Here is a 12,650-nt window from a genome sequence, read left to right as displayed (position 1 = left end):
CTCTTTGTTTAGTTTTTCTCGAATTTATATTCTTTTAATGGTTCAGGACTTATTAAACTAGCACTACTATCTTTCAACAAGGTTTTATCTTCAACTGAACCATCAACTTTGATTAGATTATTAATTAAGCCTGTAAAAGTTATATCTCCCCCTGTTGTGCTTGCTAATACTGTTGTTGGATTAAATAACTTTAATAATTGAGGTAGTACTGTTTTACCTCTAATAAATTTACCTGCGAGTGGTAATGAAAAATCTATTACTGGTGTTATTAATAAATCTATATTTCTAGCTTTAATTTGTTTGTCAAGAAAACCATGTGGCTCGATGTAAATTGAATCTAGGCCTGATTCAATAATGTATCCATTTTCAATATTTGGAACTGATGCACCTGATGTAGCTTGAATATTTATATTGTTCTTTTTAAAAGCTTCACCTGGTCTTAGTGTGTTTATTTCTGTAAAACCAATTTTACTTACAACATTACTAGCTGCTTGTGAAGCTATGACTGGAATACTTTTATTTATTTTCTTTAGTGTTGGCGGATGGGCATGATCAGGCTGGCCTTGAGTTAGTAATAAAAAATCAATGCTTCTAGGAATCTCAACTTCTTTAGCCAGTTCCCCCTTTATTAGCCAATCTCCTGGAGGGAAAGTTAAATCTCCATTTAACCAAGGGTCAATCAAAATTCTTGTTTTATCCAATTCAATAAGCCAACCATTCGCTCCGTAGTAAGTAGCTTTTATCGTCATTTTTTTTTATTTCAATATAACTGAAGATTTTTTATATGGTGGATTAGTTTATTAATTTCCTTTGTTTTACGACATTAATATATCACTGATATTATTACTAATATAATCAAAATCAGAATTATTAGAAGTGCAAATTTCTTTATATATGTTTGAAATTCATACAACCAGTCATTTTCCATGATATCAATCTATTTTTATCATTATATACATTAATTATTATATTAGATGATTTATGTAGATAAATTTAGTTTATTTGAACTCTCGGTGGTGAAAAGATTTCTCTAGTATTGAGTTTAACCTCTTAATATCATGACAATTCGAGATTGGGATGGAGTAGCTCTAATTATTGGTGCAGGCGGTATTGGTAAATGTATGTCAGATTATTTGACAACTATATCACCAAAGTTGGATGTTTTTTTATGTGGGCGAAATCTAAAAAGTCAAAATGCGATATATTTAGATTTAGATAATGATCATTCATTTATATCTTTTGAAAAACAAATCTCACTATTTAACAAACCCCTTCGTCTAGTCATAAATACCAGCGGTTTTCTTCACTCAACTCATTTAAAACCTGAAAAGAGACTTTCTCATATCAGTCGCTCTAATATTATCAAGAATTTTTCTATTAATTCAATTGCACCAATTTTGATTGCTAAAAGTATAGAAAAATTTATCAGACCAGAATTACCATTCTCCTATGCAAGTTTGAGTGCCAGGGTTGGAAGTATTGGCGATAATAGGCTTGGTGGGTGGTATTCATATAGGGCTTCTAAAGCTGCTCAGAATCAGTTTTTAAAAACTCTCAGTATTGAATGGCGTCGAAAATTCCCTTTATCAATTGTATCTATATTGCATCCAGGGACTTGTGATACGAAATTATCAAAACCTTTTCAATCTGCTGTTCCTAAAGGTAAACTTTTTACTCCTGCTCAATCAACAGAATACTTAATTAATATTATTTCTTCGCAAAAACCTCCTGACTCAGGTAATTTTTTAGCTTGGGATAGCAGTGTTATTCCATGGTAAGTTTAGATTTTAAATAATTAAAATCTTTCTATTTAAACATTTAGATATTTTTTCTGTTATGTATTTATTCGGTGTAATATAATAAAAGTAATATATTTAACCCTTGAGAAAACATATTATCGCAATAGGTGGTGGTGGTTTTGGGAGAAAAAATTCATCTCAGTTGATCGAAGAATATTTACTTAGTATTTCAGGTAAAGATTACCCAAAAATTTGCTTCTTACCAACAGCAACTGGTGATAATGATAGCTATATAGTACGTTTTTATTCGATTTTTACTCGCCTAAAGTGCATTCCAAGTCACATTGAATTTTTTAAAAGAACTATCGATATAGAAAATCATATTATGGATCAAGATATTATATTTGTTGGTGGTGGAAATACAAAAAGCATGCTTGCGATTTGGAATGATTGGGGAATGAGTCAATTACTTAAAGATGCTTACAATAAAGGGGTAATCATGAGCGGGGTGAGTGCAGGAGCAATTTGTTGGTTTACAAGTGGTATTACCGACTCTTGGGATAAAGAATTAAGGATATTACCTTGTTTGAATTTTATTAGTGGGACTTGCTGTCCTCATTATGATGAGGAACCTGCACGTATTCCTTATGTAAAAAAAATACTACTTGAAGAAAAATTAACTAATTGCATTTCTATTGAAGGCGGTTCCGCGATGCATTTTATTGACGGTAAACCATTTAAAAATGTAAGTTTCAAAAAAAATAAAAATACTTACAATGTATTTGTAGATAACAAGGATATAGTTGAGATTCCCTATGAAAAAATTCAATTATAGATAATTAGTATTCATTTACATTTGTTTATCTTTTAATCAATTCGTTTAATATTAGAATTCTTATATTTATTTATTAGTACTTAGAATGTATCTTTTTTCATTATCTTTTTCAGAGATGGGTCTTAACTTGCCTCTTGTAATTGTATTAGTTTTATTTGGTGGTTTCTTTCTTGTAAGCTTTTTTATTACTAGTCCTAATATGGATACAAAAGGTTTATTAAGAGTTCTATATTCAAAGCCAGTTAGGAAGGCAGATGGATCGGTTGAATATCCAGAAAGTAGGAAGAACTAAATTTTCTACATATAAGTATTTTTTATGAATTTCTACTTGTTTTTTTTGATATTAAAGGCAAATAAATTGCTTTTAATTAGACATTATGAGACTTTTATAAACTATTTTTTGTGAAAGTTAGAAATTCCTATAGCCTCATAGCACTCTTGCAGAGTAACGTCGTATATGATCAGTAATCATCTTCTAAAAATTGAAAAAAAGTTTGTTTACTAGATTCGAGAGGGTCAATACCGAAACTAATAATAGGACTTTTCTTCCTTCTGGTCTTAATGGGAAAGCATTAGATATTTCACTGGATGATATTCCCTCTAGAAAAGAAGTTAGAGATGCGATACCTAAGCATTGTTTTACTCGCCAAACTAATAGATCTCTTTTTTATCTCTCCAGGACAGTAGTTATTCAGATCTTTGTTGTTTTGATAGGTCTTTCTATCCCTCTTACCAAGGGGATGATTCCAATTTGGATTTTATATGCAATTCTCTCTGGGACAACTTCAATGGGGCTATGGGTTTTAGCTCATGAATGTGGACATGGTGCATTTTCTGATAATCGTAAACTTGAAACAGTTGTCGGATATTGTCTGCATTCTTTTTTATTAGTTCCATACTTTTCGTGGCAAAGATCGCATGCTGTTCACCATGCTTTTACCAATCACATAACGGATGGAGAGACCCATGTTCCTGTTGTGATCTCAGGGGATGGTAAATCCGAAAAAAAAGGTGGAGAGAATGAAATGGAGTCTTCGTTGTTTTTTGGCAAAATTCTATATGGATTTAATCAACTGTTTCTTCACTTGATTCTGGGATGGCCAGCTTACTTACTACTTGGCAAAACAGGCGGACCTCGATATGGGACCAGTAATCATTTCTGGCCAACAGCTCCCTTCTCGAAAAAACTTTGGCCATCCATATGGGCTAAAAAGGTATGGATCTCCGACTGGGGAATTGGTTTTATGCTCCTTTTATTGATCCTTTGGTCTATAAATTTTGGACTTAATTCTATGATTAGTCTTTATTTAGGTCCTCTTATTGTTGTTAATATTTGGCTAGTTATTTATACATGGCTCCACCATACAGATACTGATGTTCCACATCTTGGTGCTAGTCAATTCTCCTATATGAGAGGAGCCTTCTTATCTATAGATAGACCCTATGGCAGGATATTTGATTTTCTTCATCACTCTATAGGTTCTACTCACGCCATTCATCATATTGAACCAACAGTTCCTCACTATCATGCAAGACTTGCAACGAGAATATTGAAAAATAAATTTCCTAAAGTATACCTATATAATCCCACCCCAATTCACAAGTCTCTTTGGCACATAGCCACTAATTGTGTTGCAGTAAAAAAGGATTATGCTATAGATAGATATGTTTGGAAACAACCCTACCATTCACAGTCTTAATTATCACTGTGATATCTTTAATATTATCTTCTACAAATTATTTTAATTTCTCTAAATTCACTAGAATAAATATTTATATAATTTATTTTTTAAAATTAAAGTAAAATGTCAAAAAAAGATTATGAAAGGTTTTTATATAAAATTGAACAATTAAATCAATTAGTTAAATTAATTAATAGTTCGCCTGAAAAGTATAAATTAATTACTAGTTGTAAAACACATGAAGATGTCGTTGAACTTGCAAAGCTATGGGGATATGAAATTGGAAAGAGATGGGGTGAATCCTAGGCTTCCAATCGAAAGAAGATAACCTATTGTCCTCCTCCATTGCAGCTCCAAACCTTTGAGGGCATTCCTTGTGTATTTTTCCCGTCGATACGAAATGTTTTTGTTATGCATTCATTTTGTGAGACAGCCCATGTTGAAATCGGCTCCAAGTCAGCTGATAACTCCTTAACCGACTTAGATACGGATATAGTTGAAATTGACATAAATACTAGAGATAAAGTACTTAAGCCTGCACAAATTAGATATTTGTTATTGTCAAAGAATTCCTTTTGCATCTCTAGCAATGATTATTTACTGCCAACGTTACTTATATTTTAGAGATTGATCTGATTAAGTTATCCTTTGAGAATATTAGCTATGTTCAAGAATCTTGTTTTTCTGTTATTAAAATGATTTGTAGTCACGATTCTTTTACTTAAGAATTTATTTCTTTTTTTCAAGAAAGTCTAAGATCTTTTTTAATCTATCTGTGTTTTCAAAGTTAGGACTTGCTGTAAGGATAATAACTAAAAGTATCATTAGTACCCCAACACTAGTTACGCCTAATAGTAGTTGCTGGAATGGATCTAAGGATTCAAGCATTTCTAATTACTTTAAACCATGTAAATTTTGTATTAATGCTAATTGACCAAAAGCCTTTATAACGCAATGAAAACTTTATGTTTTAGTTCTTAGATAATTATTTACTTCTCTTTAGTTTCTTTGGGCCATCTTGCCTTCAGATTAAGTGGGTTTTTGAGATTAATTTCTACGGGTTTCCCTTGAGCTATCGATATCAATGCTTTAAAAGCCCACCCACCAAGAATTAATAGCATTGAGATTAAAAATATATAACTTATGTTCGTTACCATTAATCTTAAAATTATTTAAATATATATTAAGCTCTTATTTGATATTTTATTCAATTGTAAATGTAAATAATTAAATCAGTTCTTTTTTTATAATAAATTTTATTTGCTTTTGGTTTTGATAATTTACTTGAATTTTCTATTCCCTTAGATCCTCTCGAAAAAGAGGCCATCGCGAAATAGACGAAATCTTTTAGTTATAAATACTTAATATACGCATTCGTTTAATCCCTGATTGTGTTTGTTCAAGCATTTTAGTTATTTTTTTTTTTTTACTTTTATTGATTTTTATCTGATTTGGTATCAATATAAAAATGTAATTATTTATCTGAATGATCAACAGTACATATTTATATTCCTTTTTTCTATTATTTGGTTTTGGTTTTCTTTTTTACTTTTTTCTAAATTTCAGATCCGGCAAAAATGAAATTAACAATAAAATCCTTTTAAAAAAATTATTAGAAGGTTTAGATATGGAGGTGCCTGATGAATTGAAAACTTTAGATAATTCATCTACTGATCCTCAAAAATTATCCTAGGTTGTACTTGGATGTAATCTAATGTCCCAATTTAACTTTGACGATACAGAAACGTCAGGTATTTGGTGGTCAACTAATGTATCTATTAGAGATTTATGTGTAGAGCTTAAGGCTGATACAAATTGTGCTGATAGTGAGATTGTTGAATTTCTAAGATCAATTGCAAAATCAATTGAGGTAAATGGTTTATAAACTTTTATTTACTGAATTATATATTCTTTATTATTTATCCCATTGAAGTTTCCATTGAGATGATTTCCACTCCCTTGCCCATGAATTTTGTTTCTTATTTTGTCTTTTAAGTTTTGTCTTTAGCCAGTCTTTAAGTGATGTAGGAGAAATATTTAACTCTTTCTGAATCGATTGAAGATTATTCATATCAGCTCCATACCCTGATCTTTCAATCCAATCAGCCATAACGCCAATGTCGAATTCCAATAACTTAATTGCTAATCTAGGGATCATTACATAATTTGTTTTTATTCCTTCTGAAGAAACTATTTTTTGAAGCGTCATAGCCATTTCCAGTCCTGTTAGTTCCTCGCCGGCAATATTGATAGATTGATTTTTATATTTCTCTGATTTCGATAAAACACCTCTAACCCATTTACCTATATCTTCTACTGCGATTGTTTGCCACTTAAAATTCTTGCCAACTATTCCTGGAAAAATGTTCTTTGAAATTGTATAGCCAGGTAATTTGTTTTCAAAGTTTTCAAAGTAGCTAACGGGCCTTAAAACAGTAGTAATTTTTTTAAGACCTGATTTTTCTATATATTCTTCAATATCCCATTTACTCGTAAAATGTCCTGGAGCCGGATCATTTTTTAGTGGGTCTTTTGCTTTACTAATTGAGCTAAATATAAAGTGATTTAGGTGTCCTTTTTCGTAGGCAGTTTTGACTTGATTTATTAAGTTATAACCTTGCTCCATTTCATAGGATCTGACGATACTGCCTCTAAAAATTTTCCATCCTTTTGTAGGTGTTGTATTTCCAAAAATCACATCTACTCCTTCAAAAGCTTTTTTAAGGCTTTCAGGATCCATTAAATCTCCCTTGACTAGTTCAACGTTGTTTAGGCTTCCTAGCTCTAGAGCCTTTGTACTCTTTATATTTCTTGTGATAGCACGTATTTGGTATTTATCTGTTTGGCTTAATTCTTTAACGACACCAATACCTTGCCTACCTGTGGCCATAGTTACTGCTACAACGAGCTTTTCCTTTGCCTCTGACTCCAAAATTTTTACTTGCTCAAGCACGCTCAAATACCTAATGAACTAAGAAATTAAATCATAAGTGAATTTATGTAAAGTTGTTGTGCTTTTCTGTATGAAAGTGTTAGTCATAATGATTTTTGGGCTGATCTTTAAATATCTCAGCTTTCGCCATTTATATAACCTGCCTTTTTCGTAAAGGAATGTTTTATTTGCTTTTACAGTTGCAAGATATTGGCTATGTATTAATTAGTACTAAGTTTGATCCTTATGGCAAATGAAGTTCTTGCAGAAATTGATCGACAAAACATTATCTTTGATGTTGTCGACGGCATTCCTCCATCAGGAGAAGAATCCGAAGAAATTAGATCCTTCCGTTCCCAAATAGAATCTGATAATTTGATGCTTGAATTTTCAGCCGAAGAGTTAGGTTTTAATAATGTCTTGTTTGAGTACCTTTTTCAGGGATAACCATTTATCTAGATTAGAAATTTAATCCAGACCTTGGAATAATTCTTTGTGTACAGCAAATGTATGGTACAAGCATGTGCCATTTTCTGGTGATAATCGTTCTCCGTCTTTATTCCATGCGAGTGAACACACTAGGTCACCGTCCCATTTAACCTTATGCTCATTAATTTCTTTTGACCATTCTCTGATATTACTAAAGTGTTCTGGCATATGGTTACCTATTTTTCTGCAAATTTCACATAGCACAGATAATATTGGTGGCTTTGATTCTAATTTAAGATCTTTAGTGAGTGACGGTTGAGTAAATACACCAACATATCTAATGTGGTCAATAATCTTTTGTTCTTTATTATTTAAATTGGCTTTTATACAGGCTTGTTCAAATTCATCAACGGGTGTTATTGGACGTAGGTTAGAAATCACTTCGACACTTTTATATTGATTTTATTTTCTTATATTAGCAAATTTACTTCTTTTCTTATATTTTGATTGAAGTTCAATGGATATTAAATTATATTTTTAATCTTTTATATTTTTTATTTTTGAATGAATCAATCTGTTTTTTAAGCAGCAGAGTGGCTATCTTTCAAAAATTTGAGTTTTACTAAGATTTCTTCATGATTCTCTTTATAAACCCAGTCATAGCTTACTTAAGCTTGATTTAAATGTTACAAATTAAAATTTCAATGGTCATATTCCCTAATGGCTGGTATTTATATTGGGTCTTACTAAAGAACATGCTTCCTTTAACTTTCGCTGGACTACTAAGTACACCAGCTCCTACTGCTCCAATCGTTGGTATCGCGTTTATGGCTCTATTTGGAATTATGGCTGTCGTAGTTGGTCCTAATTACGATGGTTTCAATGATCCAAATACATCTAAATAGTCTATCTAGTTAAATTAAGTGGGTTGATATGTTTTCCATGTTTACCCATTTTTTTTGTTTTAAAATAATTGTATCTTAGGCAAATTATTTCTTGCAGGCCTATTCTTTAAACATTGCGCGTACGATTAACACTTAACTTTGTATAGAATATATTTAACATTTAAACATTAGTTTCTTATATCTGTATCAAAATGTCTGTATTAGATTTTTTGGTTCAAAACTAGTTAATAATTAATAAATTGATTCCTTTTTCTGCTATTTATAACTAGCTTTATCAATCTTTTTATGGGTAATTTTTTAATTGCTGGCCTTACTAGTACTCCAGCCCCAACGGCTGTTCTGGTTGGAGTTGCTTCAATTGCTTTATTTGCAATTGTAGGGTTAATGGTTGGTCCCGACTATGATGGAATGAATGCTCCAGAGGTTAAAAAGTAGAAACATCATATTTAATTTTCAAACAACAACTAAGAAAAGTAAATGAATTATTTTTCTTAGTTTATTTTTTTTTCGTTTAGTAACTTTTCAACTAATTTATTGTAACTAACTTTATCAAGTGTACTTATTGAAAATACCTTATAGTAATTAAGATATTTTTGTACATTTTCATAAAATAAATGCCAAGACTTATCGAATTTATTAAAGACCTCACTAGTCCCTCTTCCTCTTTCTGATTGATCCCTTTTTAGTCTTCTTTTAAAACAAATTTGTTTTTCCTCTTCACATACAATATTTATAGTCTCTTTGTAATTTAAATCTAATCTATGAGCAAATATTCCTTCTAATATTAGGAATTGACTGTCACCTTCATAGTTAATACTTACTTTTGATCTTTTTGAATCTTTTCTTTTGAAGTCATATTTATAAAATGATATTAATCTTTCTTTATTATGAATAGACCTAATTGTCTTCTTTATTTCATTTTTCATGAAACTTATAGGCCTATCATATATATCATATTGAAATATTGATAAAAATTTGATGAATATATTATCTTTATAATATGAATCTGTTTTTATTACTATCGAATTATTAAATGATTTAGAAATCTTTTTACTTAGATAAGACTTCCCTGAGCCAGATGGGCCTGTAATTATAATAGTTTTCATTCTTTATAATATTACTTATGCTTAATTAGGCTAATTATAAATATTTTCTGGTTAATATATTTTCAGACTAATTTATTGTAATTAAGTTCTTCCTTAGTCCAGTTTCTATTATTAAATCTATTTTCAATAAATCTTAGAAAAAGTATAATTACAGGAATATGCATAAGTCCACCAATTACCACTGTGATTTGGTTGTAAGGCATAATCTCTTCATTTAATTATTGTCAATATACGTTATTAATCATCTGTTATCTAAATATGTATCTTTTATTTATATAAAATATACTCCTCCTAGGTATTAATTACATTATTTCAGATAATTCCTTTTCAAAAAACCAATTTATCTCACCATTATTTAGTTTAACCACTAGTCCAAATTCATTTCCATCTACCATTTTGTATCCTACTAATTCGACAATAGGTTCTTTTCTAATGTCTTCAAGAATATTTTGAGGTAGGCGATCTTTAACTTCGTTTATTTCAACTCTTAAAAGTTGACCTTTTTGAAGAGTTGAGGAATCTCTTATCATAATTAACTTATTCTAGTTATTTTTTATATTGATAATTAAGCTATCCGATTATTGATAGCGATAATTGATTTTCTATTCCACTATATTTAATGTACTCTTGAAATTCAGATGAGTTAAATGCTTGTTGAGCTGCTGCTTTTGATTCAAATTCAACAATTACTCCTAATTGTCCGCCATCCCATTCGTTTAAATCTGAATTTTGGTTTACATCTTTAGCAATGATCGTTCCACCAACGGACCTAAGCCATGGAACTACGGTTTTTACGTATTCTATGAATTGTGCTGTGCTTTCTATTTTGGCCTGCTTAAGCCAATAACCTTTAGTACTCATCTCTTTATTTTTTCTTTAGATTCTCTCATGTCGATGCCCTTCTACGCTAAGGGCTCCAAATTATTTAATGTTATTACTTTATAAGTACAATTACTATTTATGATTTTATAGGCAATGATAATTATACTTAATTATATGTTTAATTAATTAGTTTATTGGGTTTATTGTTTCCAGTTTTGATTTAAGTTGCATAATTAGATGCTGCCGCCCCACTGCTAGAACTTTCAGGGTGTCCTCGTGCATCCTTAATTGAGCGTCGGCAACTTGCATTCCTTTAATAAGTTCTTGTACTTCTTTGGGTAAGGTTTTAATGTCATATTTTTTATCCTCAAATGTTAAAATAGCTTCCTTTTCGCTTGATGGAGTATTTGACATTTAATTAGTAATAATCTTTTTAATATAGCATTAATTCTATTTTAATAGCTCTTGATAAATTGTTTATCGCAAAAATCCTTATATCTTCCTTGCCGATTAATTAATTCTTTATGGCTACCTACTTCAAGTACTTCGCCTTTTTCAATTACAGCTATTTTATCTGCCTTTTGTATTGTTGATAATCTGTGAGCGATTACCAAGACTGTTCGATTGTGCATAGCTTGTTGAAGACCCTTCTGAACAGATTCCTCAGATTCAGCATCTAGGGCACTAGTAGCTTCATCTAGCAATAAAATTGTTGGATCTCCTAATAAAGCTCTTGCTATTGATATTCTCTGTAACTGACCTCCAGAAAGATTGTTTCCCCTTTCTTCTATAAAAGTTTCATAGCCGTCTGGTAATTCTTCAATAAAACCATGAGCATTTGCAATTCTTGCTGCATTAACTATGTTTGCTTTAGTGGTTGGCCTTCCAAATCTTATTGCTTCTGATATGGTCCCTGAAAATATAAATGTTTTTTGTGGAACTATACCTATTAATCTTCTTAAGTAATTGGTGTTTACTTTGTTCAAATTATAATTATCAATAAATATTGATCCACTAGAAGGTTCTATGAATTTTAAAATTAATGAAAAGATTGTACTTTTTCCTGCTCCTGAAGGTCCAACTAATGCCATTATTTTTCCATTATCAATATCTAGATTAATTTTATTTATAACCTCTTTATGATCATTATATGAGAAACATACATCCTTAAATGATAACTTTCCATCTATTCTATCAGGAGTAATGCCTCTTTCTGAACTTGATATTTCTATTGGTTTATTTGTTATTTCATTTAATCTTCTTAGTGAAGCTTGTCCTTGCTTTAATTCGTTATAGTTAGTAGTAATATGGCTTATTGGATCAATTAACATTATTAAGGCTGTAAAATAACTACCAAATTCTTCGTTAGACATACCTCCTGTTTGTATTCTATAAGTTCCTATTGTGAGGATCCCTAAAATACCTATTATTTCTATTAATCCCACTATTGGGTGCTGAAGGGCTACAAGCCTTAGCATTTTATATTTAGCCTCTTTGTGTAATTTAACTTGTTTATCAAAATCATCTTGAAGCCATGCTTCTACAGCAAATGCTTTAACCATGGGTAGACCTTGAACTGCCTCTGATAGCAAACCTGCTAATGAACTGATTTTGTCTTGACTTTGTTCAGATGCTTTTAATACTTTCCCTCCAAAGTCACTTACTAATAAAGCAATTAAAGGCGCTAATATGATCGTTGCAAGTGATAAATTCCAATCAATAAATATCATATAACCAAATACTGCTAATAATTGAAATATCGACGGTGTTGTATCTTGAATTGATTTATAGATAACTTCCCCAACTCGATCAACATCCTCTGTAAGTCTGTATGCAATATCCCCAGATGAAAGTTTTTCGATAAAAATAATATTAGTTTTTTGAAGTTTTCTAAATAGTGTTGTTCGTAAGTCTTGGCTTAGAGCTAATGCTGGTTTTGCTAAAAGACTATCTTGAAGATATTGTGCTGTTTTTTGAATGATAAAAATAATTAAGGCTTGTAAAATTACAATCAATACTTGTTTTGTATTGCCTTGACCAATAGCAGGTATTAACTTGCCTGATAACCATGCAAGTATTGGCCAACAAATTACGTATATAATCATGCTTATGCCACCCAAAAGCAATGTTGGCAAATGTCCCTTTAGTTTCCCTATCAGGTAAATAAAATTTATTTTGTTTTTTTGTTTCATTCCATCAA

21 protein-coding genes are annotated in these 12,650 nt (G+C 30.7%); 9 read left to right on the top strand and 12 right to left on the bottom strand.

The annotated features are described in order from the left end of the window. Positions 1 to 8: 8 nt before the first annotated feature. Complete coding sequence (locus tag PMN2A_RS04965) at positions 9 to 749, bottom strand: MBL fold metallo-hydrolase (protein ID WP_011293930.1); 741 nt, start codon at positions 747 to 749, stop codon at positions 9 to 11. A 309-nt stretch (positions 750 to 1,058) separates the two neighbouring features. Here PMN2A_RS04965 and PMN2A_RS04960 point away from each other — a divergent pair, with 309 nt between their 5' ends. From PMN2A_RS04960 to PMN2A_RS04940, 5 genes are all read left to right on the top strand, one after another. Then, entirely contained in the window at positions 1,059 to 1,778 is a 720-nt protein-coding gene (locus PMN2A_RS04960) for an SDR family NAD(P)-dependent oxidoreductase (RefSeq protein ID WP_011293929.1), read from the top strand. Between the two features lie 103 nt (positions 1,779 to 1,881). Further along, positions 1,882 to 2,574 (top strand): peptidase E, encoded by a 693-nt coding sequence (locus PMN2A_RS04955; RefSeq protein WP_011293928.1) that lies wholly within the window; start codon positions 1,882 to 1,884, stop codon positions 2,572 to 2,574. 85 nt (positions 2,575 to 2,659) lie between these two features. Beyond that, entirely contained in the window at positions 2,660 to 2,866 is a 207-nt protein-coding gene (locus PMN2A_RS04950) for a hypothetical protein (RefSeq protein ID WP_011295161.1), read from the top strand. A gap of 190 nt (positions 2,867 to 3,056) precedes the next feature. Beyond that, positions 3,057 to 4,274 (top strand): fatty acid desaturase, encoded by a 1,218-nt coding sequence (locus tag PMN2A_RS04945; protein ID WP_011293927.1) that lies wholly within the window; start codon positions 3,057 to 3,059, stop codon positions 4,272 to 4,274. Between the two features lie 105 nt (positions 4,275 to 4,379). Continuing rightward, entirely contained in the window at positions 4,380 to 4,562 is a 183-nt protein-coding gene (locus PMN2A_RS04940; RefSeq protein WP_011293926.1) for a Nif11 family protein, read from the top strand. A 23-nt stretch (positions 4,563 to 4,585) separates the two neighbouring features. On the opposite strand, the gene PMN2A_RS04935 is transcribed toward PMN2A_RS04940, so the two are convergent. From PMN2A_RS04935 to PMN2A_RS10990, 3 genes are all read right to left on the bottom strand, one after another. Further along, complete coding sequence (locus tag PMN2A_RS04935) at positions 4,586 to 4,765, bottom strand: hypothetical protein (protein ID WP_225866280.1); 180 nt, start codon at positions 4,763 to 4,765, stop codon at positions 4,586 to 4,588. Between the two features lie 220 nt (positions 4,766 to 4,985). Beyond that, positions 4,986 to 5,144, bottom strand: coding sequence for a hypothetical protein (locus PMN2A_RS10505; protein WP_011294969.1), 159 nt, complete (start codon positions 5,142 to 5,144; stop codon positions 4,986 to 4,988). A 101-nt stretch (positions 5,145 to 5,245) separates the two neighbouring features. Next, a complete protein-coding gene (locus PMN2A_RS10990) occupies positions 5,246 to 5,377 on the bottom strand; it encodes a hypothetical protein (RefSeq protein ID WP_011295186.1) in 132 nt (43 codons plus the stop codon). 593 nt (positions 5,378 to 5,970) lie between these two features. On the opposite strand from PMN2A_RS10990, the gene PMN2A_RS10500 reads away from it, so the two are divergent. Beyond that, positions 5,971 to 6,141 carry a hypothetical protein gene (locus PMN2A_RS10500; RefSeq protein WP_011295065.1) on the top strand — a complete coding sequence of 57 codons (171 nt, stop codon included), beginning with the start codon at positions 5,971 to 5,973 and terminating at the stop codon, positions 6,139 to 6,141. A gap of 30 nt (positions 6,142 to 6,171) precedes the next feature. Here PMN2A_RS10500 and PMN2A_RS04925 read toward each other — a convergent pair whose 3' ends face one another. Continuing rightward, complete coding sequence (locus PMN2A_RS04925; protein WP_011293924.1) at positions 6,172 to 7,209, bottom strand: NmrA/HSCARG family protein; 1,038 nt, start codon at positions 7,207 to 7,209, stop codon at positions 6,172 to 6,174. 225 nt (positions 7,210 to 7,434) lie between these two features. On the opposite strand from PMN2A_RS04925, the gene PMN2A_RS04920 reads away from it, so the two are divergent. Continuing rightward, positions 7,435 to 7,635, top strand: a complete 201-nt coding sequence (locus PMN2A_RS04920; protein WP_071813626.1) for a hypothetical protein — start codon at positions 7,435 to 7,437, stop codon at positions 7,633 to 7,635. Positions 7,636 to 7,656: 21 nt separating this feature from the next. On the opposite strand, the gene PMN2A_RS04915 is transcribed toward PMN2A_RS04920, so the two are convergent. Beyond that, on the bottom strand, positions 7,657 to 8,058 hold the full coding sequence (locus tag PMN2A_RS04915; protein WP_011293923.1) for a hypothetical protein: 402 nt from the start codon (positions 8,056 to 8,058) through the stop codon (positions 7,657 to 7,659). Between the two features lie 242 nt (positions 8,059 to 8,300). Here PMN2A_RS04915 and PMN2A_RS04910 point away from each other — a divergent pair, with 242 nt between their 5' ends. Together PMN2A_RS04910 and PMN2A_RS10495 are read left to right on the top strand one after the other, a co-directional pair. Beyond that, positions 8,301 to 8,522, top strand: coding sequence for a hypothetical protein (locus PMN2A_RS04910; RefSeq protein WP_011295183.1), 222 nt, complete (start codon positions 8,301 to 8,303; stop codon positions 8,520 to 8,522). Between the two features lie 285 nt (positions 8,523 to 8,807). Beyond that, positions 8,808 to 8,957, top strand: a complete 150-nt coding sequence (locus tag PMN2A_RS10495) for a hypothetical protein (protein WP_011295114.1) — start codon at positions 8,808 to 8,810, stop codon at positions 8,955 to 8,957. 56 nt (positions 8,958 to 9,013) lie between these two features. On the opposite strand, the gene PMN2A_RS04905 is transcribed toward PMN2A_RS10495, so the two are convergent. The 6 genes from PMN2A_RS04905 to PMN2A_RS04885 all read right to left on the bottom strand — a co-directional run bounded on the left by PMN2A_RS04905 (position 9,014) and on the right by PMN2A_RS04885 (position 12,642). Then, positions 9,014 to 9,628: a uridine kinase family protein gene (locus PMN2A_RS04905; protein ID WP_011293922.1), complete on the bottom strand. Its 615-nt coding sequence runs from the start codon at positions 9,626 to 9,628 to the stop codon at positions 9,014 to 9,016. A gap of 62 nt (positions 9,629 to 9,690) precedes the next feature. Then, positions 9,691 to 9,831 (bottom strand): hypothetical protein, encoded by a 141-nt coding sequence (locus PMN2A_RS10490; RefSeq protein ID WP_187146432.1) that lies wholly within the window; start codon positions 9,829 to 9,831, stop codon positions 9,691 to 9,693. A 99-nt stretch (positions 9,832 to 9,930) separates the two neighbouring features. After that, a complete protein-coding gene (locus tag PMN2A_RS04900) occupies positions 9,931 to 10,158 on the bottom strand; it encodes a DUF2862 domain-containing protein (protein WP_011293921.1) in 228 nt (75 codons plus the stop codon). A gap of 40 nt (positions 10,159 to 10,198) precedes the next feature. Then, positions 10,199 to 10,489, bottom strand: coding sequence for a DUF1330 domain-containing protein (locus PMN2A_RS04895; protein ID WP_011293920.1), 291 nt, complete (start codon positions 10,487 to 10,489; stop codon positions 10,199 to 10,201). Between the two features lie 147 nt (positions 10,490 to 10,636). Then, the gene (locus PMN2A_RS04890; protein ID WP_011293919.1) at positions 10,637 to 10,864 is read right to left on the bottom strand and encodes a DUF6447 family protein; all 228 of its coding nucleotides are present in this window, start codon (positions 10,862 to 10,864) and stop codon (positions 10,637 to 10,639) included. A 41-nt stretch (positions 10,865 to 10,905) separates the two neighbouring features. Continuing rightward, positions 10,906 to 12,642, bottom strand: coding sequence for an ABC transporter ATP-binding protein (locus PMN2A_RS04885; protein WP_011293918.1), 1,737 nt, complete (start codon positions 12,640 to 12,642; stop codon positions 10,906 to 10,908). Positions 12,643 to 12,650 lie beyond the last annotated feature (8 nt).

It is taken from the genome of Prochlorococcus marinus str. NATL2A (assembly GCF_000012465.1).
In the GTDB taxonomy this organism is placed as follows: domain Bacteria; phylum Cyanobacteriota; class Cyanobacteriia; order PCC-6307; family Cyanobiaceae; genus Prochlorococcus_B; species Prochlorococcus_B marinus_B.
The sequence above is the reverse complement of the archived record's forward strand: the minus strand, read 5'-3'. Positions and strand labels throughout refer to the sequence as shown.